Genomic DNA, 20718 nt, shown 5'->3' on the forward strand with positions numbered 1-20718 from the left:
TCATAAGCATACTATAAAACCGAGTGGTTAAATGTAAAGTTTAGATGAAGTTTAGGAAAATATTTTGAATTGAGGCGCGGAAATTACTAAACTTTTCAAAACAGCTAACTGCAATAAAAGTATTCATCAATTAACTAACCAAATTCAATCAATCAAGCCAGCAGATGTTCGGCTTTGTTTCTCTCGGTTTTTACACATCCTTCTTCTGTAAGGTGAAATTATGAAGGAAAACTCATCCAACTCGCTGTTAACAGTACCAACTGGGCCATTAAAGATTTCAGAGTTGCCCCCTAACGGTGTAGGTATAAATGGTGAATCTATCCATCTTTCCCTAGTAATTCCTACTTATAAAGAACGTGACAACATCAAGAATGTGGTCAATATATTGAGTCAGTTACTGGATGAATCTATTCCAAGACAGTATGAATTGATTGTGGTAGACGATGATAGCCCAGACCGAACTTGGGAAATAGCACAATCCTTGACGACAGAATACCCTCAGTTGCGCGTGATGCGACGCCAACAAGAACGGGGGCTATCTTCTGCGGTGATTCGTGGGTGGCAAGCAGCCACAGGGAATATTTTGGGGGTGATTGATGGAGATTTGCAGCATCCACCAGAGGTGCTGATGCAACTGTTGCGTAGTGTTGAGCAGGGAGCAGATTTGGCAGTAGCCAGCCGTCATGTGGACGGAGGCGGCGTCAGTAGCTGGAGTGTTGCTCGGCGTTTCTTGTCTCGTGGCGCTCAGTTGTTGGGCTTGGTGATCTTACCGGGGGTACTGGGAAGAGTTTCCGACCCCATGAGTGGTTATTTTATGGTGCGTCGGAGTGCGATCGCAAATGCAACACTCAATCCAGTTGGATACAAAATTCTCCTAGAAGTAATCGGACGGGGAAAGGTAGACCAAGTTGCCGAAGTTGGGTATGTGTTCTGTGAACGCAAAGAGGGTGAGAGTAAGGTGACATGGAAGCAATATATCGATTACATCCACCACTTGGTACGGTTGCGGCTTTCCACAGGACGGGTAGGACGATTGAATAGAAAAGTCAATTTCCCAATTGGTCGATTCGTCCGCTTTGGGTTGGTTGGCTTTAGTGGGGTATTTGTAGATATGGCAATTCTTTACTTGCTTAGTGATCCAACTACCTTGGCTTGGCCGCTGACGCGCAGCAAAATTCTTGCTGGTGAAATTGCAATTTTAAATAATTTCTTTTGGAATGACGCTTGGACATTTGCTGATGTCAGCGCCAGACAGCAAGAATGGCAGCAACGCCTGAAGCGATTTTTGAAATTTAACGCCATTTGCCTTGCTGGACTGGTATTAAATGTACTGATATTAAATTTGGTATTTAATTTTCTTATTCCTAACCGTTATATTGCGAACTTTATTGCGATCGCAGTTGCTACCATCTGGAATTTCTGGATTAATTTGAAACTTAGCTGGCGCGTCACTGATGTGAAATAATCACAACGAGGGATTTGAGATTTTGATTTTTGTTCTTAGACTTTAGAACGAACTAAAATCTAAAACGTCAAATCTACAAGTCCATTTGTGTGAGGCCCAGCAATGAGAGCTTTTTTCCAAGGTGCATTTGATTTTTACAGAAAAATTATCTCGTTGCTACCTGTCTATGCTGCCCGTTTTCTGCCCATAGTAGATGCAAATTCTACCTCACAACGCAAGCATTGGCATAATTGGCAGACTCGCCTCCCTGCTTCCTGGCTTCACCCGTTGTTGAACTTAGTGTGGTTGATCATCGGCATCAGTTTACGTCTAACCAACTTGACGGCAAAGCCTCCTTGGACTGATGAGTTTGCCACCTTGGTGTTTAGCTTGGGGAATACTTTTTTATCAGTACCCCTAGATCAAGCGATCGCGCCTGATATCTTATTGCAACCACTGCAACCAAACCCAGCAGCTAGCATTGGTGATGTGGTTCATAACTTAGCTACACAAGATAGTCATCCACCACTGTATTTTGTGCTGGCTTTCCTGTGGATGAAATTATTTTCCAGCGACGGAGGCTTAGTATCGTTGTTTGGGGCGCGATCGCTACCAGCTATACTCGGTGCTGCTTCTATACCGTGTTTTTATGTGTTAGGCAAAGTAGCATTTCGCTCGAAATTAGTGGGGCACTTGACTGCTGCCATGATCGCGGTATCACCTTATGGCGTATTTTTAGCACAAGAAGCGCGTCATTACACTTTAGCAATCTTATGGGTAATTGGTTCTCTCACCTGCTTAGTTATTGCTACACGTCATATTCAAAACCGTACACCTTTACCTATATGGGTAGCACTTTTATGGGTAGGAATTAATGCTTTAGGATTTGCTACTCATTATTTCTTCAGCCTTACCCTCTGCACAGAAGCCATAGTTTTGATTTTTCTTGCTTGGCTTCAATTGCAAACTAGCAGCAAATTTTCTCTTTTCTTTTCTTCTCCTTGGCGGCGCATCTATGCCGTTGTTGTAGGTACTTGTGTGGCGGGTTTAATTTGGATACCAATCTTATCAGAGAATAAAAATCGTGATAATTTGACCGAGTGGATTCGAGGTTCGCGTGTTGGACTAGAGTGGTTAAGCCCAATTTTTCAAGCTTTAGGAACATTGATTGCAATGATTTCCCTATTACCAGTTGAATCTTCTCAAGCTTTGGTTGTGATTCCTTCTGGAGTGGTGATGCTGACTTTTTTTATTTGGGCAGTACCAATTTTGCTGCGTGCAATCAAGATTCAACTACAGCCCTCAGAAAACCGGATTATGATTCAGGTGTTTGCTGGAGTAGTGAGCAGTGCGATCGCTTTATTCTTTATCTTTACGTACTTTTTGGGTATTGACCTGACTAGGGGTGCTAGATATAACTTTGTTTACTTTCCCGCGATCGTTGTTTTACTAGGGGCAAGTCTCGCAGTTTGTTGGCATCCCCCCAAGGAAATAAAAGGCATAGGTAAATGGGGAATAAACGGTAAAAAAGCCGTGATGTTAATTTGGCTAATGGGATTTTTCAGTGCAGTTACAGTAATCTGCAATCTTGGCTATCAAAAATATTATCGCCCTGATCTATTTGTGCAACTGATTCAACAGACATCTGCCACACCAGTACTAATTGCCGCCACCCACAGAACTTATGTACACACTGGAGAAATGATGGGAGTCGCTAGGGAGATTAAACTTGCTAACTCACTCCAAAAACCTTTGTTTCTCCTCGCTCATCAAGACAAAGACCCGAATACTTCCACTATTGCTTTGGAAAATACTTTAAATAAATTACCACGCCCTTTTGACTTGTGGCTGGTAAACTTTTACGCACCAGTAGCAGAAGCCGTCAAAACCTGCGTTATACCTGATACTCAATCAATGCCTAGCATAGATGGCTACGAGTATAAACTTTATCATTGCCAATAAGGTGGGGAGTGGAGAGTAAGGATCAGGGGAAGCAGGGGGAGATGAGGAAGACAAGAAGAATAACCAATGCCCAATTCCCTGCAAAAGCCTTGTACAAAACTTTTGACTTTTAACTTTTGACTTCCGCCTTGCGGTAATGCATCTTGTGGAAGTTCCTCAAATATCGATATCCATAGCAGACTAGATAAAGAAGAACAAAATATATCTGACACGTTTTCAAGCAGCGAAGGCTGTAACCAAGTTAAGGAGGATTTATGCGTGCAGTACTGATGGCGGGGGGTTCGGGAACGCGGCTTCGCCCGTTAACTTGCGATCTGCCTAAACCGATGGTGCCGATCCTTAATCGACCAATAGCCGAACATATTATCAATCTCCTCAAACGACATCAAATTACAGAAGTTATTGCGACGTTGCATTATTTACCTGATGTCTTGCGAGACTATTTTCAAGATGGCAGTGATTTTGGTGTCCAAATGACTTATGCCGTCGAAGAAGATCAACCTCTGGGTACAGCAGGCTGTGTGAAAAACATTGCTGAACTTCTTGATGAAACCTTTTTAGTCATTAGCGGCGATAGCATAACAGATTTTGACCTCACGGCTGCGATCGCATTTCACAAACAAAATAAGTCGAAAGCTACTTTGATTTTGACCAGGGTTCCCAACCCGATTGAATTTGGGGTGGTGATTACCGATGAGGAAAGGCGAATTAGCCGATTTTTAGAAAAACCCTCTAGTAGTGAAATTTTTTCTGATACCGTCAACACTGGCACTTACATTCTCGAACCAGAAGTTTTGGAATATCTGCCAGCAAACATTGAATGTGACTTTTCTAAAGACTTATTCCCCTTACTATTAGCAAAAGATGAGCCAATGTATGGCTACATTGCTCAAGGTTATTGGTGCGATGTTGGTCACTTAGATGCTTATCGGGAAGCTCAATATGACGCTTTAGAGGGGAAAGTGCAATTAGATTATGCCTACAAACAAGTTTCTCATGAGTTATGGGTGGGTCAAAATACTTACATCGACCAGACGGCTGTTATTGAAACCCCAGCAGTAATTGGTGACAACTGCCGCATCGGTGCAAGAGTCCAAATTGAGGCAGGAACTGTTATTGGCGATAATGTCACTGTTGGCGCTGATGCGAATCTCAAACGTCCCATAGTGTGGAATGGGGCATTTATTGGCGATGAAGCACATCTTTCTGCTTGTGTAATTTCCCGTGGTGCTCGTGTAGACCGCCGCGCCCATGTATTAGAAGCTGCTGTTGTTGGTTCGCTTTCCACGGTAGGAGAAGAAGCTCAAATTAGCCCTGGCGTGCGCGTTTGGCCTAGTAAAAAGATTGAGTCAGGGGCAGTTTTAAACATTAACTTAATTTGGGGGAACACCGCCCAACGGAATTTATTTGGACAGCGTGGTGTCCAAGGATTAGCTAATATTGACATCACCCCAGAATTTGCTGTGAAATTGGGATCTGCTTACGGTTCTACCTTAAAACCAGGTTCTAAAGTAACGGTTTCCCGTGACCAGCGTAATGTCTCTCGGATGGTGACGCGATCGCTTATTGCTGGTTTGATGTCAGTAGGTATTGATATTCAAAACCTCGATGCTACAGCTATCCCCATCGCCCGCACGGTTATACCCACAATGTCGGTAGTTGGTGGTATCCATGTGCGAGTCCACCCCGATCGCCCTGACTACATTTTGATTGAATTCATGGATGTAAAGGGCATTAATATCACCAAAGCCCTGGAAAAGAAAATTGAAGGGGCTTACTTTAAGGAAGATATGCGGCGGGCGCTAATTCATGAAATTGGCGATGTCTCTTATCCTAGCCAAGTCATGGATCGCTACTGCACTGCTTTTGAGAAACTATTGCATGTTCATACACTCCGCAATAGCCGCGCAAAAGTGGTTATTGACTATGTTTATGCAGTATCAGGGGCAGTTTTACCCCAAATGCTGGATAAATTTGGTGCTGATGCAGTAGTACTGAATGCCAGTGTCAATAAAAGTGCGATGTCAATCACCGATCGCGAAGGACTGCTGGCTCAGTTAGGTCATGTAGTGGAGGCGTTGAAAGCTAACTTTGGTGTGCAAGTCACGGCTAATGGAGAACAACTAATTTTAGTTGATGAATCAGGCTACCCAATTCGTGGCGAAACTCTAACTGCACTGATGGTAGACATGATTCTGACAGCTAACCCCAGAGGAACAGTAGTTGTACCAGTTCATGCTTCCAGTGCTATTGAACAAGTCGCCCGCCGCCATGATGGCAGAGTGATTCGCACTAAAGCCAACCCTACAGCTTTAATGGAAGCTTGTCAGAAAAACCCGAATGTGGTATTAGGAGGAAGTGGAGAGACTGGTTTTATTTTCCCGCAACTGCATCCGGGGTTTGATGCCATGTTCTGCATTGCAAAGATAATTGAGATGTTGACTATACAGGAGCGATCGCTTGCTGCTGCACGGTCAGAATTGCCGCGTGTAATTCACAAAAGTTATACAGTACGCTGCCCGTGGACTGCCAAAGGTGCTTTGATGCGTTACTTGGTGGAAACTCATCCAGCCCAAAACCTAGAACTCATCGATGGAGTGAAAATTTGTCAGCCCTACGATGATAGTTGGCTGTTAGTTTTACCTGATGCCAGCGAACCACTGGTGCATTTGTATGCAAATAGCAACGATCGCGAATGGGTAGATGAGACTGTGAGAAACTACCGCACTCGTGTACAGACTTTTGTAGAAAGACAAGAAGAATATCAACCAGCCGAAGCGTAATTCGTAATTCGTAATTCGTAATTCGTAATTTAATTTTTTAATTACGAACTACGAATTATCTTGACATCAGCCCAATTAGCGGAAAGAAAGTAGGTTTTCACTTTTGTCTCTGTAGTTTACTCAAAATATTAAAAATTAACCAAAAATATAGGTAATTTATATTTATAAATTATTCAATTTAAAATATTACCAAAGAAAAAATATAATAATCCTAAACTATATCATGTCCGCATAAATAGTTATGCTAACCACAGTCATTACACCCCACCCCCAACCTCTCCCCGCTTGCGGGGAGGGGAGACAAAGCGTAGCTTTGGCGGGGTGGGGTTCTTCGAGTTTAATAAGTAATTAAGCGGACATGATATTATTCGTGAAAAGTTAAATCCCCGACTTCTTAAAGAAGTCGGGGATCTCGACACCGCAAATTTTCACAAATTAAATATAATTCCTACGGCTAACCCTCCCAGGATTCTTTGAGAAGGGTTCAAAATTATTATTGAACATTCTGACATTCAGGTAAATTCTTACCAGCGTAGTTGCAATCAAAATAAATTAAAGCTTCCCCAGTAGAGGTGAATGCTCTACTTGTGTAGTATGGTTCACTGTTTGGACTTGCTTCAGACGACCAAATTTTCAAATAGTAACGGCTATTATCATCAGTAGACCATAATTCGTAACGGGAATTACCTCCTGAACCCTGACTAGTTAAATAGTCAGCTAGTACTTTATTTGATGCAGACAACAAGCTCAACACAGTCAAAACAGGAATTACAGCTACTTTTAGTGTTTGGATGAATTTCATAAATGCACAAAAAATTTACTTTCTCTAGCTTCTTCTGCACATGTATCTTTTGAAACCAGTAATGATTCTGAATATTGTGTGAGCATATCGTAAGCCACTTACAAGAAGTTGGGGTGCAATGAAGCGCCACCCGCCTTTTCGGTTTGTTTCCTGAAATACTTTACAAAATTTAACTTAAGCTAAATGATAAAAAGTTTTAATAACTCTGGTAGGATATCTTCAGACTTATTGAGATAGATATTCATTAAGCCAAAATATATTTCAACAAGGCAAATAGGTATTTTGGCGATACCTTCGGTGAGCTTCGCTAACGCAAAACTATATACAGGTGAAAGTATGTCGAAAAAAATCAGTTTATTTTACAGGGATCAGACTAGTAACACTGAATTTGATGCTGAAAAAATTCGGCATGAGTAAGGTAGCACATCTGAAATTGATAATTTAGAAGTTATAGGTATTTATGTCTGATTCATTTGATGTTCTGTGGTTAAATGCCAGTCCTATTTTGAAGCGTTTTGATAAACCATTACTTCAATACTTATCTGGGTATATGAGAATCGCCCAGTGGGAATACCAGCAAACCAAAGATGAAGCCAGTTCCATAGATCAAGCTGTGGAGTTGCTATATGAGTTTTTAGAATGGCGCGATCGCCCCGTGCATTTGGCAGGTCATGGTATGAGTGGTGCGATCGCCTTAAGCTTTGCGCGGCGATTTCCACAAAAAGTGCGATCGCTCACTTTGCTGGCTGTAGCTGCTCAACCTGCAAACAATTGGCAAGCTCATTATTACTTTCAAAGACAACTTTTTAGCATCAGCCGTGAACTAGTTTTAGCAAGCAGCGTTCGCAGTCTATTTGGAAGTCAACCGCCTCATACCGCTAAAAAGTTAGTAGCTGCCTTAGATAAAGATTTAGAACAATCTCCCTCGTCACACTCTTTATTTAAGTTGGTTTATTTACCCAAGGGTGGAGTTTCTATGCCAATGATGGTATGTGGTAGCAAGAGTGATCCGGTAGTCAACTCAACTGTATTGCATGACTGGTTGAATTGGTTGAAGCCAGAAGATAAACTCTGGGAATGCCCACAAGGATATCATTTCTTTCACTACTTCTATCCACAACAGGTTGGCGAACAGATTTTGAGTTTTTGGCAACGCTACCATCCGCATCTATTGAAAGCATCTGCACTATCTTTTAGCAGTTCTACAAATTAGTAATATCACGCGATGTGCAACTTAATTTTTGACCTCACTTCCATTCCTCTCTCCTGCTCTTGAGAGGCTTTGAATTCTCCCCCTTCCCTACCAGGCTATGCGTTACCCACATCTCTATTTACAATCTTGAAACCCATGTTCTATAACCGTCTTAGACACTGAGAAGTTAGGCATACTTGACAAAATCGCTTTTAATGTTCTCGCTAACTGCGTTTTTATTGAGAATGATCAACGAACGAATCAGGGTTATAAAAACCTGAGTCAACACTCTTGCAAATGTTAAGAAAGATCCGGGTAATGGAAGGATAAGCGATCGCAAGCGCCTCTCGTAGAGAAGGTGCTTGTTTTGCCGCGCCTGTAGCTCAAAATGAATTTTGTTTAAGTTCAGCGATCGCAGATTATTAACAGTATCGAAGTGAACAGCGTTATACTTAAAGTCGCATTCATAATTTGATTTAAAATATTGCTACTAAATAAGAACTTATGAAATCTAAAGCTTTAGAAAAACTTAGAGTAGTGATTGCAAATCTACCTGTTTGACTGTCAAATTAGCGATCGCACCTTAATTAAAATAAAACTATGAAAATCCCTGAATTATTACTTGATTCCATGCTCTCTTGTACAACCAGACCCTGCAACAACGAACTGACACGACTCAAAGCAGTGTATCAGTTTCAGGGTTTAGATACTGTACCTGATCAGGCATTAGATGACTTAACAGCACTGGCAGCTGATCTGTGCCAAACTCCAATGGCACTAGTGAGTTTTATCGGAGCCGATCGCCAGTTAGTTAAGTCTAACGTGGGAATCACATTAAGAGAAATTCGTCGAGATATCACGTTTTGTAACCACACCATTCGTCAGTCAGATGTATTTGTGATTCCAGATACCTTAGCTGACCCCCACTTTGCCACCAATCCCTTCGTTATAAATGCTCCTAATATCCGGTTTTATGCCGGAGTCCCCCTGGTAACAGCTGGCGGTTGCGTCCTAGGTACACTCTGCGTCATGGACTATGAACCGCGTGATCTGAGCCAGAAACAACAGAAGGGATTGCAGACACTCAGCCACCAAGTAGTAGCGCAATTGGAGCTAAAGCGCAACACCACAAAGTTGCGTCAAATGATCCCGGAAATCAAACAACTAAAACAGCAATTGATTACTCAGGAATTGGTTGGTCAACAAGATTCAATTCTGTTTAATCTGGCAAATCAAATCCGTAATTCTCTGGATCTGGACACGATTTTACAAACGGCAGTAAATGAGATTCATACTCTGTTGCGAGTTGATCGCTGTGACTTTGTGTGGTGTCTGCCCAACAAAGATCAGTTCAACTTTATGGTGACTCATGAAGCGACTAACCCAGAGATTCAAATGGCGCTAGGAGAACTTTCCCTAGGCTTAGGCTCCGTTCTGGCAGAAACTATCTTAAATCTAGATATGCTGCGGATTGAAGATGTTTCTACCACCTCAGAGGCACTCACCTCGGAAGATCGCGCCTTGCTGCATCAACTGGGAGTAACCTCGGTGCTGTTGCTGCCACTCAGAACGCATTCTGGTCAATTAGGTGCTATTATTTGCCATCACTGTCGCGGTTCGCGCCAATGGACTAATAGCGAAATCCGGTTACTCAAAGCTGTTACCGATCAAGTAGCGATCGCTCTTGATCAAGCAGAACTGCTTGCCCAAACACGAGCAACTGCCTTTGCCGCTCAAACTCAAGCTAACTATCTAGGGAACGCACTGAGCCAGTTACAGCAAACCCAAATGCAACTGATACAGCAAGAGAAGATGTCGAGCCTGGGACAATTGGTGGCCGGAGTTGCCCATGAAATCAACAACCCGATCAACTTTATTAACGGCAATATTGCTTATGCAACCGACTATGTTCGGGATTTACTAGAACTATTGCATCTTTATCAGGAAACCTATCCCAATGCGACTGCTGCTATTCAGGAAAAGATGGAGACCATAGACTTTGATTTCTTAACACAAGATTTGCCCAGTCTATTGTCCTCGATGCGAATGGGTGGAGAACGAATTCGACAAATTGTTTTGTCTTTGCGGAACTTCTCGCGCCTGGATGAAGCCGAGATGAAAGCTGTGGATATCCATGAAGGGATTGACAACACGTTGTTAATTTTGAAGAGTCGCTTGAAATTAACCAGCGCCAAGTTTGAGATTCAAGTGATTAAAGCATACGAAAATTTACCGCCTGTTGATTGTTATGCGGGGCAATTAAATCAAGTATTCATGAATCTTTTGGGTAACGCGATCGATGCCTTAGATGAAACGCCTAATCCGATCATTACCATTCAAACAGAACTCATTAGTAGAGAATCGGGTAGTTCCGATCTATCCCAAGTTTCCCACGCAGATAGTGTAGTGATTCGGATTCGAGATAACGGTTCTGGAATGACAGAAACAACTCAGCAAAAACTGTTCAATCCATTCTTCACCACCAAACCCATCGGCAAGGGAACCGGGCTGGGACTGTCCATCAGCTATCAAATTGTGGTTGAAAAACATGGCGGCATTTTAAAATGCTCCTCAGAACTTGGGAAAGGCAGCGAGTTTTTGATTCAAATTCCGGTTGAGCCTCTGGTTAAAAATACTTAAAGTGTGTATAAAATTATCAAAATATCAATTGTTCAAGTCTTCCTTTGGGAATGCTAGGGTAAACGCCTACGATGATTGACTCATCGACTTGTAAAGTATGTCAAATGGTACGACAAGCTCACCGATTGTTCTCGCGCTTGATGATAGCCTTGTAATTCATCAAATGATTAAACGAGCCTTAGAACCGGGCTATCAAGTAATAACAGCCGCTAACGCCCTTGATGCCCTGTCGATCATTTATCATCAACCGATTTCAGTCTTGCTATTAGATGTGCAGATGCCGGATGTAAACGGGTTGGAGTTTTGCCGCACGGTGCGGAGCCTGCCCCAGTTTCAGCATTTGCCTGTGATTATGGTGACTTCTCAAGATTCCCCCTTCGACCGGGTGAAGGGTCATCTCGCGGGTGCAACAGAATATCTGATCAAACCTTTTGATGCTGAACAATTGCGCGAAGCTGTACGAAAATTTATTGGCTCCTAATCTGCTTGTTCATCATCCAATTTGAGATATTAGATTGCGAATCTGTAGGATGGAGAAAACATCGGCGCAGAATGAGGATTTGCTAAGATTGGCACAGCCAGTTTTCTATCCTGACAACCTTGCGGCAGCGATCGCGGAGATTCATAACCATGACTCAAACTGCACTCAATTTCCCAAAGTTGATGACAATAGAGGAATACCTTGCCTATGACGACGGTACTGACACGCGCTATGAGCTTGTAGATGGAGAGTTAGTAGAAATACCGACTGAAAGCCAGGGCAATTTAGACATTGCTAAATATCTATTATTTGAGTTGGCAAAACATTTACAAAGAGAGGCAGAGGGCAGGAGGCAGGAGGCAGAAGGTTAAGAGTATCAATTAAAACTTTAGTTGTGGGTATAAAGCCCACTAGTATAGAAAGATTTGTGTCGAGATGCGTAGCACGAGACACAAGGCGTCATTGTTTCTTCAATCCCATGTTTTTAAACGTGGGTTCCTCCTGCCTCCTGCCTCCTAACTCCTGCCTCCTGAACAATTGCATTAATTGCTGTGGGAACAGAGGTTGAAGTAACTGGGCGACTGGCAAAGTGTCGGTTGCCAGATATGCTGGTTCATACAGAAGAATCACGAACTGCCTTGGCAGGAGCAAGGCGGGCAACCTTAACACGGGATATGCCGCCACCTGCGATCGTAATTGAGGTGGTGTCACCGGGACAGGAGAATCGCGACCGAAACTATCGTTACAAACGCACAGAATATGCGGCGCGAGGGATTGCAGAATACTGGATTATTGACCCGGAAATGCAGCAAGTGACGCTGTGCTTATGGGTGAACGGGCAATATGAAGACACGATTTATACGGATGACACTCCCCTGGTATCGACGGTCATTCCTGATTTTAAGCTAAGTGCTGCTCAGATTTTGGCATTTGGACATGTATAGCATTGATGGGTTATGGCTACACCTAACTCAGCCGATAACTGGAAATGCGATTTAATAGCATGGGGGCAATTTCGCCGATCGCCAAAATATGTTGGGCGGCTCCCAGAGCGATCGCTTCTTTGGGCATCCCGAAGACAACGCAGGTTTGTTCATCCTGGGCAATGGTAGTGCCTCCGGCTTGGGCGATCGCTTGTAATCCATCTGCACCATCCCGTCCCATGCCAGTCAGTAAAATACCAACCGCCGATCGTGGGTAGCAGGTGGCAACGCCTTGAAACAAAACTGTAACGGAGGGACGATGACCGGAAACTGGAGGGGTGCTGATGGTGGTTAATCGCCCTTGAGTGTCGAGTTGCAGGTGTTGTCGTTCGGGAGCGAAGTAGACAGTACCCGGTTTGGGAAATTCTCCCGGTTGGGCGATCGTCACGCGCAGGAAACATTCTGCTGCCAGCCAATCTACCAGTCCTTGCAGAAATCCTTCGCTGATATGTTGGACACACAGAATAGGTACGGGAAAGTTTGCAGGCAGTTGTTTTAGGATCGTGTATAGTGCCTGGGGGCCGCCTGTGGAGGCTCCGATCGCCACGACTTTGGGCAGGGACAGGGAATTACGAATGGGGAATTGCGAGTTATTGATCGGTTTTGGGCTGAATGGTTCTGGCTTACTTTCGGGGCTAGCAGGATGCGTTCTCGGCTCTATCGTCGCAGTTCGGGAAGTGTGGCGAGTAAAGACTGTAACCCCTGCCAGAACTTTGATCCGGTTGATTAATTCGTGCTTGACTTGTTCATAGTCTGAAATTAAGTCAATGCTGGGTTTAGGAAAAACATCCAAAGCACCCGCTTGCAGCAGTTTAAAAACATTGCGCGAATCTTCTTGGGTGTTGACGGAGGCGCTGATTACTAGAATGGGACGGGGATAGTCTGCCATAATCCGGCGGGTTAGTTTCAGTCCATCCATTTTGGGCATGTGTAAATCGGTGCAGATTACCTGGGGCTGTGCGGCTGGAATTCGCTCCAATGCTTCCACACCATTGGGAGCAGTTCCCACCACATCCACCTCCGGGGAACTTGCCAGAATCCGCTTGAGGATGGTTAAGGCGACGAGCGAATCCTCCACCAGAAAGACGCGAATCGGGGCAGAGTTTTTCATTAATTGACAGTAAGTTGAGATTTTATAGCAGAAGGCAGGAGGAAGGAGGGAAAACTATTGCTATTGCTAGCATTCACGCTTTTAAAATGTCCTAATTTATGTGGACTACGGCTATACGAAAAAATTATTCTTCATCCATCCGAAAACCTCTACACTAACCGTTTGAGGGCTGACAGCAAGGCTTCTTGATTAAAGCTGCCTTTGATAATGTAGGCATTGGCTCCGGCTTCTGCACCCCGACGTTTATCTTCATCGCTGGCAAGGGAAGTAACCAGGATAATTGGAAGTTCGCTATATTCTTGATATTGGCGGATTTTGGCAGTTAACCCCAAGCCATCAAGGTTTGGCATTTGCACATCACTAACAACGGCATCAACGGTGTGCGATCGCAGCTTGTTCAATCCATCCAAACCATCTACAGCAGTAATTACTTGATAACCTGCGGTTTCTAAAATTCGCTTTTCTTGCGTGCGTGTGGCAATAGAATCTTCGACTAATAGGACGGTTTGTTTTGTAGGCGCAAGTTGACGAGTTTGAGTGGAGGAGATAGACTGCGATCGCGATCGGGCTGACTTCACCAAATCCTGGGGATTCAGCACCATACACACATCTCCAGTGCCTAAAATTGTTGCTCCAGAAACATTGCGGACTCGTTTAAGTAACTGACTTTGGGGTTTAATCACTACATCTTGCTCATCCACTAAGGCATCTACCACTACACCCAGTTGTGCTTGCCCAACCTGGAGAATAATACAGGAAAGGGCTGTTTCTTGAGTTAATCCAGATGGCATTGGGGGCAGTTCTAATAGATCGGCCAACTGCACAATCGAAATGGGTTGGCTATCCCGAATTATTGTGTCCCGTCCCTCCAAGGGAAAAATCTCTTCTGACTTGATTAAGCAAGCGGTTTGCACAAACTCTACTGGGATGGCATAGGGCATTTGGTTCACTTGCACAATCAAGACATGGGCGGTTGCCAAGGTGATACCAAGATTGACGCGCAGTGTGCATCCCAGCCCGGGAAACGATTCTACCTGAATCGTACCTTTCAATTTCTCCACATTGGTTTGCACCACATCCAACCCCACACCCCGTCCTGATACTTCTGTCACCAGGGGGGCTGTTGAAAACCCCGGTGCGAAGATCAACGCCTGGATCTGGCTGGGAGCCATTGCTGCCAATTCTTCCTCCCCGCAAATGCCCCGCTTCACCGCTATTTGTTTAATTTTATCCAGGTCAAGCCCCCGGCCATCATCACTGATTTCCAGCACAATGTTAGTGGGAGTTTGGTAAGCTTTGAGCCGAATCGTTGCTGTTGTTGGTTTTCCTAGCCGTTCCCGTTCTTGTGGTGGCTCAATCCCGTGATCGATCGCATTCCGCAGGATGTGCATTAGCGGATCTTTCATTTCTTCCAACAGACGTTTGTCGGCAAGGGTGTCTTTGCCTTCTGTGATCAACTCCACCGATTTTCCCTGCTGCTGCGCCAGATCGCGCACCATCCGGGGAAAAAGGTTGAAAATCGTTGCAAAGGGTAGCAATCGAAGGGTACGAATGCCCTCTTCTAGATCGCTACTTAGGTGTTCTAGTCGAGTTGTATCTTCTGAAAGGGAACTCCGCAACGTGTTTACCAAATGACCCAATTGTTCCAATCGTTCTTCAGAGTGATGATGAAAAGTTTCCAAACGTTGGAGGGCGACATCACCTTGCTGCTCTCGGCTGAATGCAAACCGATTAGTGAATAAATCTCGATTCCATTCTTCCCACAGATTAGCGATCGCCTCAATTTCTCCCAGCCGATGAGCAATCCGAATTTTGGTTACAGTTAACTCCCCTGCTTGCGTCATCAACGTATCCAGGTAACGAGTGCCAACGCGGATGGTTTCGATGCGGTAGCTATTGGTGGGGGTGTGGGGATTTTGGACTTCGGCTTCGCTCAGTCGAACGATTTTGGATTTTGGATTTTGGATTGATCCGTTTTCCTTTGGCTCTTGACTTATATTTAAAGTATTGGTTTTTACTATATTTATAACTTTAATACTGTTGACTTCTAGCTCCTGGTTTGGGCTATCTCCCGTACCCCCTTTTCCTGGCTGCGCTCCCATCAATTCGGCCAGAGCATAAAAGGTATCAACCCTGGCAGGTTCTCCGGTGACGGCTTCATGAACGAGTTTGCGGATAGCGGCGATCGCATGAGCAAGGCGTTCATAGGGTGTGTCTGTTGTGCCATTGCCCACCGAAGATGTAGGGTTTTCTTGTTGCTTGAGTTGAGTCAAAATATGCTCAATCTGATGTGCCAGAGTACCTACATCTTTGACTCCCAGCATATTGGCATCGCCTTTAAGGGAATGCGCCTCTCGCATCAAGGCTTCCAGGACAGCCAGATCGTCGGGATGGTTTTCCAGATGCAGTAATCCATCATCCAGATTTTGCAGGTGTTCTTCGCTGGCTACTTTGAAAACGTCTCTCAGTTCTTCATCATCGATCATCATAGTTTTAAGTAGTTAGAGGTTGAACGACTAAATGGTTGCCTTGAGCGCTTGCGCTGACTCGTTTAGTTGTTGAGTACCAGAGCGGATCTGGCTAATACCACTGGCAGTGTCACGCGCAGCAATATTTAGGTCATTCATAGCAGAGACAATTTGCTGAATGGCGATCGCTTGCTGGTTGATATTGAGTGAAATCTGTTGACTGTTGATGACAATGTTATTCACTGCACCTTCTACACCAGCAAAGGATTCTGACGTTTCCTGGGCAATTCGCGTCCCTTCTTCCACAGTTTTAGTGCCTTCATGGGTGACAACGACAGTGATGCTGATGGCAGATTGAATGTCGCGTACCAAGGTGCTGATCTTTTCGGTTGATTTTTTGCTCTGGTCTGCTAGTTTGCGAATTTCAGCAGCGACAACAGCAAAGCCTTTACCATGCTCCCCTGCCCGAACTGCTTCTACAGCCGCATTTAACGCCAGCATATTAGTCTGGCTTGCCAACTCGCCTACCAGACCAGAGATACTGTCAATCTGCTTAGTTTGTTCATTTAAGCGTGTGATATGCTCCGCAATGGCTGCGACTTTCTGCTGTAGGGTTTCCATGCCCTTGAGGGTGCGTTTTACAGCATCAGCACCATTACCTGCAAGAGTTAACGCCTGCCGTGCCCCTGCTACCGCCGATTCTGCCTGTTCGGCTGACTGGTGCGATGAGGCTCCCAATTCATCGATGGTGATAGTGGTTTGATTGACAGAACTTGCCTGCCGAGTCGCAGTCCGTTCTTGCTGCTCAACCGTAGCGGCGATTTCATTGGTGGAGGCAGCCATTGTTTGAACAATTTGAGCAATTTTGCCTGTCAACGGTTTAGCAATTTTGTTGCTCAGAAAAAATCCTAGTAAGATTGCCCCCAGAGGCCCAGCAATAATACCAGTAATCACCCAAGCTACTGTAATTCTGGCATCGTTACTGGCTGCTTGAATGGCATCATCAGCAACCGTCTGATTGATTTTGATCAGTTGCAGTAATGATTCAGTTGTAACCGCAAATGAATCATCATTTTCTACAACAGCGTTTTGGCTGATTTTTGTGAGTTGAGCGGCAGCAGCGATCGCTTCCTTCATTTCTGGAGAATTCTCTCGTCCCTGACTTAAAAGTTCCAACCGTCTGGCATTGGGGTTAATAATACCTAAGCGGGCAAAGTCTTGGTAAGCCCGAAGATATGTAGAATGATCCTGCTTCCACTCCTGCCACTGTTGCTTAAACGTCTGGTAGAGCTTGTCTTCTTCGGGAGTGCGGGGCGCGGGTTCATATTGCTCAAAGCCCGCGTCGATTTGCTTCCAGGCTACCTGTATCCGATTTAACTCAGACTGTCTGCCTGAGGGGGGTAGCTCAGGATTGACAAGCGCCCGCTCTGCCGCCTGGATCTGGGTTTGTCCTTCATTAATTCTCCACAACCCGTTAATACTGGGTAGGCTGGTATGGCTGAGGGTGTCGATATGTCTGGTTAATTGATGGGTACCCCACCAGCCGACAGACCCTACAGCCAAAACGACACCGCCCATCAGCAAAAATGAACCCATCAATCGTCCATGCAAAGACATATTTTTCAACATACCCGTAACTCCAATACATTTTTAAACAACAGTTTTTAGCTCCTGGGCGGCATCATTCAGCCGTTGCGTACCGACTTTGATCTGACTGATGCCAGAAGCGGTTTCTCTGGCGGCAATGTTGAGCGAGTTCATTGCTTCTACCACTTGTTGCACTGCGATCGCTTGTTGATTGGAAGTAAGGGAAATTTGCTGACCATTCACCGCGATCGTTCTAATGGCATCCACAATCTTTTCTACGGTTTTCGTGCCTTCACCTGTCACCATAACGGTGGAATTGGTCGATTTTTGAATGTCTACGACCAGTACATTAATTTTTTCAGCCGATCGCTTACTCTGGTCTGCCAGTTTGCGAATTTCGGCAGCAACAACGGCAAAGCCTTTGCCATTTTCCCCGGCTCGCACCGCTTCAACTGCCGCGTTGAGCGCCAGCATATTAGTTTGACTTGCTAAATCACTAACCAGGGTGGAGATCATGCCGATTTGATTGGTTTGTTCGCTTAGATGGAGAATTTGGGCGGCAATGTCGCCTACTTTCTCGCGTAGACTCGATTGGCTGAACTGACCCTCTTGAGTGCGACCGTCTACCAGTAACAACACCTGCCGCGCTCCTGCGGCTGAGGCTTCTGCTTGTTCGGCAGACTGGCGCGACGAAGCCGCCAATTCATCCATTGTGGTGGTGGTTTGGTTGACAGAACTGGCTTGTTGCATGGTAGTGCGTTCTTGCTGCTCAATTGTTGTGGTAATTTCGATTGTAGAAGCCGCGATCGCACTGGCAGAGGCATTCATCTGTTGGGCAGCGCGGCTAATGACCCAAATGCCAATCAAAACAGATAGTACTAGGGAGAGTCCACTTGCTAGCATCATCGTGAGCTTGAGGGCATTGAGCGCCTCTTGCTCCTGTTTCACGGCATTTGCAACAATCTCGTCTTCTCGAAGCTGTATTTCTTCGATCAGGTCTACAACATCCTCAACCAGAGAGTGGGCATTTCCCTTGATCCAGGTTTCAACGGCTTCTCTAACTTTGCCCTCATCTACCTTTGCAATCAGGTCATACTGCAAAGTAGTCAGGTTATTCAGCAGTCCCTCCAGTTTGGTTAAAGACTGTCGTTCCTTTTCTGATCGGGCAAGTGTCATCATTTTTGCAAGAAATTCCTTGGAGTCCTTCTCAGACTTGCGGTAGTCCTCAAGCGACCGTTGATTTTTTACCAACAAATAGCCTCGGATTGACTTAGCAGCACTTTGCACATTAACATTAAGGTCACTAATGACTGAATTGACCTCATAAGAAGCAACTAAGTCTTCCGATCGTTGGTTCACAGTGTTGATATTAATAATCATCGCACCGGCAGAAACTAACAATGCCAGCACGGGAACGGCATACCCGCCAATAATCCAGTATCTCAGTTTCCAATTTCGCTTACTTTCCATCTTGCTATCTTCTGTGAGTGAATGAATTCAAAGATTTCGAGATATTGCTCTCACACAATTTTGGATTTTAGATTTTAGATTGACCCCATGCCTCAATACGCTTGGGTTAAGCAAATTTATCTGTTAAGGCAGGCAGGGGGAGCAGGGGAGGCAGAGGAAGCAGGGGGAGAAAAAAAGCTTAACTGAACTGTATTGCCCCATGCCTAAAGCTAGGGTATACACACAAGTCTCTTGCTCTGCACCTTTGTTGCATCGTTACGCAGTAACTCTAAAAAACTAGTAGGCTTCAGAGCAGGAGGAAGAGGCCATTTCCTCCTACCCCCTACTCCCTGCCTCTGATTACACAACACTCTGTAGCTTATAAGCTGCGTCATTGAGTTGGTGAGTGCTAACGCGAGTCTGACTGATGCCGGTGGCTGTATCTCTAGCAGAGCTATTGAGTGCATTCATTACCTGTAAAATTTGCTGAACCGCCGTAGCTTGCTGATTGGCGTTGAGCGAGATTTGCTGAATATTCAACACCATCTGGTTGACGGCATCGGTGACATTGGTAAAGACTTGCACCGTCTGCTCAGTCATTACCGCCCCCTGTTCAGCAGTTTTCGTGCTTTCATCCGTCATCACAACGGTTGAGTTGATGGCGGATTGAATGTCATTGACCAGCCCATTAATTTTTTCAGCCGATTTCTTGCTTTGGTCTGCCAGTTTGCGAATTTCGGCGGCGACGACTGCAAATCCCTTGCCCTGTTCTCTCGCTCGGACTGCTTCTACTGCTGCATTTAGCGCCAACATATTAGTCTGATTTGCTAGGTCACTCACCAACCCGGAAATACTACCAATTTGCTTGGTTTGTTCGTTCAGGCGCAGCATCTGGTCTGCTACTGTACTAACTTTGTGGCTCAAGGCTGTCATTCCTTCCAGGGTGCGGGTCAGTGATTGATTGCCATGATCTGCCAAATTTAAGACCTGTTGAGCGCTGGTGGAGGCAGTTGCTGCTTGCTTGGCAGACTGTTGGGCAGAGGCGCTAAGTTCGTCCATTGTGGTGGTGGTTTCGCTAACCGAGGTTGCCTGTTGGGTGGCAGTGCGCTCTTGTTGCTCGACCGTAGCTGCAATTTCATTGGATGAGGAGGCGATCGCATTAGCGACCTGAGTAATCGGTCGCACAATTTCCCGGCCAATGAAAAACAACACGAATGAGCCGAATAAGATCGCGATTGTGGTTCCTCCTAAGGAAACCAAGTCTGCCATAAATGCTGTCTGCTTCGCTATCTGTTGCCTGTCTGCCAGCAAGCGATCCTCAATCTGCGTCATTTCTGCCAATTTGGCCCGAACCTCATCCATGATTTGCTTGCCTTTATTAGAAAGGATGAGATTCAGGGCTTCCTGGCGTTTTCCCTGCTGCGTCAACTCAATGGTTTCAGCAAGTTCTGCCATTTTGTCTTTTGCCAGTTGCTTGACCTGATTCAGCCGTGTCAGTTGTTCCGGGTTGTCCTGAATCAGCTTGTTGACCTCATCAAAGGTTTTCTCAAAATTGGCAACGGATGTGTTGTAAGGCTCCAAATAGTTCGCCTTTTGGGTCAGGATAAAGCCACGCTGTCCGGTTTCGGCATCGACTAGCAGCTTGCTAATATTTTCTAGATGTCCCTCAACCTGGTAAGTGTGGCTGACCCAGCCATTGGACTCCACTAACTTGTTGGTCGTGAGCTTGGAGACAATGCCAATCACAACCATGACTACAAATACCGAACCAAATCCAAAGGTAACAACCCGACCGAGCTTGAAATTGTATTGCATA

General features: G+C 45.0%; 14 protein-coding genes. 8 read left to right on the forward strand and 6 right to left on the reverse strand.

Going from position 1 to position 20718, the window contains the following annotated elements; genetic code table 11:
- The first annotated feature begins 220 nt into the window (after positions 1-220).
- The 3 genes from VE944_RS23910 to VE944_RS23920 all read left to right on the forward strand — a co-directional run bounded on the left by VE944_RS23910 (position 221) and on the right by VE944_RS23920 (position 6189).
- Positions 221-1465, forward strand: a complete 1245-nt coding sequence (locus tag VE944_RS23910; protein WP_324982908.1) for a glycosyltransferase — start codon at positions 221-223, stop codon at positions 1463-1465.
- 102 nt (positions 1466-1567) lie between these two features.
- Positions 1568-3406 carry a glycosyltransferase family 39 protein gene (locus VE944_RS23915; RefSeq protein WP_324982911.1) on the forward strand — a complete coding sequence of 613 codons (1839 nt, stop codon included), beginning with the start codon at positions 1568-1570 and terminating at the stop codon, positions 3404-3406.
- Between the two features lie 254 nt (positions 3407-3660).
- Positions 3661-6189: a mannose-1-phosphate guanyltransferase gene (locus VE944_RS23920; RefSeq protein ID WP_324982913.1), complete on the forward strand. Its 2529-nt coding sequence runs from the start codon at positions 3661-3663 to the stop codon at positions 6187-6189.
- Positions 6190-6682: 493 nt separating this feature from the next.
- Here the strand turns inward: VE944_RS23920 and VE944_RS23925 are convergent, their stop codons facing one another.
- On the reverse strand, positions 6683-6991 hold the full coding sequence (locus tag VE944_RS23925; protein ID WP_324982916.1) for a hypothetical protein: 309 nt from the start codon (positions 6989-6991) through the stop codon (positions 6683-6685).
- A 460-nt stretch (positions 6992-7451) separates the two neighbouring features.
- Between VE944_RS23925 and VE944_RS23930 the strand changes: the two genes are divergently transcribed.
- The 5 genes from VE944_RS23930 (at position 7452) to VE944_RS23950 (ending at position 12248) form a co-directional block, all read left to right on the forward strand.
- Positions 7452-8204, forward strand: coding sequence for an alpha/beta fold hydrolase (locus tag VE944_RS23930; RefSeq protein WP_324982918.1), 753 nt, complete (start codon positions 7452-7454; stop codon positions 8202-8204).
- 579 nt (positions 8205-8783) lie between these two features.
- Positions 8784-10823, forward strand: a complete 2040-nt coding sequence (locus VE944_RS23935; RefSeq protein WP_324982921.1) for a GAF domain-containing sensor histidine kinase — start codon at positions 8784-8786, stop codon at positions 10821-10823.
- 97 nt (positions 10824-10920) lie between these two features.
- Positions 10921-11304, forward strand: a complete 384-nt coding sequence (locus tag VE944_RS23940) for a response regulator (protein WP_324982924.1) — start codon at positions 10921-10923, stop codon at positions 11302-11304.
- 149 nt (positions 11305-11453) lie between these two features.
- Positions 11454-11675, forward strand: coding sequence for a Uma2 family endonuclease (locus VE944_RS23945; protein WP_324982927.1), 222 nt, complete (start codon positions 11454-11456; stop codon positions 11673-11675).
- 180 nt (positions 11676-11855) lie between these two features.
- Positions 11856-12248, forward strand: coding sequence for a Uma2 family endonuclease (locus tag VE944_RS23950; protein ID WP_324982928.1), 393 nt, complete (start codon positions 11856-11858; stop codon positions 12246-12248).
- A 22-nt stretch (positions 12249-12270) separates the two neighbouring features.
- Here the strand turns inward: VE944_RS23950 and cheB are convergent, their stop codons facing one another.
- From cheB to VE944_RS23975, 5 genes are all read right to left on the reverse strand, one after another.
- A complete protein-coding gene (gene cheB, locus VE944_RS23955) occupies positions 12271-13398 on the reverse strand; it encodes a chemotaxis-specific protein-glutamate methyltransferase CheB (protein WP_324982931.1) in 1128 nt (375 codons plus the stop codon).
- A gap of 149 nt (positions 13399-13547) precedes the next feature.
- Complete coding sequence (locus VE944_RS23960) at positions 13548-15887, reverse strand: hybrid sensor histidine kinase/response regulator (protein WP_324982935.1); 2340 nt, start codon at positions 15885-15887, stop codon at positions 13548-13550.
- Positions 15888-15914: 27 nt separating this feature from the next.
- Positions 15915-17495, reverse strand: coding sequence for a methyl-accepting chemotaxis protein (locus VE944_RS23965; RefSeq protein ID WP_324982937.1), 1581 nt, complete (start codon positions 17493-17495; stop codon positions 15915-15917).
- A gap of 21 nt (positions 17496-17516) precedes the next feature.
- Positions 17517-18923 (reverse strand): methyl-accepting chemotaxis protein, encoded by a 1407-nt coding sequence (locus VE944_RS23970; RefSeq protein ID WP_324982940.1) that lies wholly within the window; start codon positions 18921-18923, stop codon positions 17517-17519.
- Between the two features lie 339 nt (positions 18924-19262).
- The gene (locus tag VE944_RS23975) at positions 19263-20717 is read right to left on the reverse strand and encodes a CHASE3 domain-containing protein (protein WP_324982943.1); all 1455 of its coding nucleotides are present in this window, start codon (positions 20715-20717) and stop codon (positions 19263-19265) included.
- Position 20718 lies beyond the last annotated feature (1 nt).

The organism is Nostoc sp., assembly GCF_035638895.1.
Lineage (GTDB): Bacteria > Cyanobacteriota > Cyanobacteriia > Cyanobacteriales > Nostocaceae > Nostoc.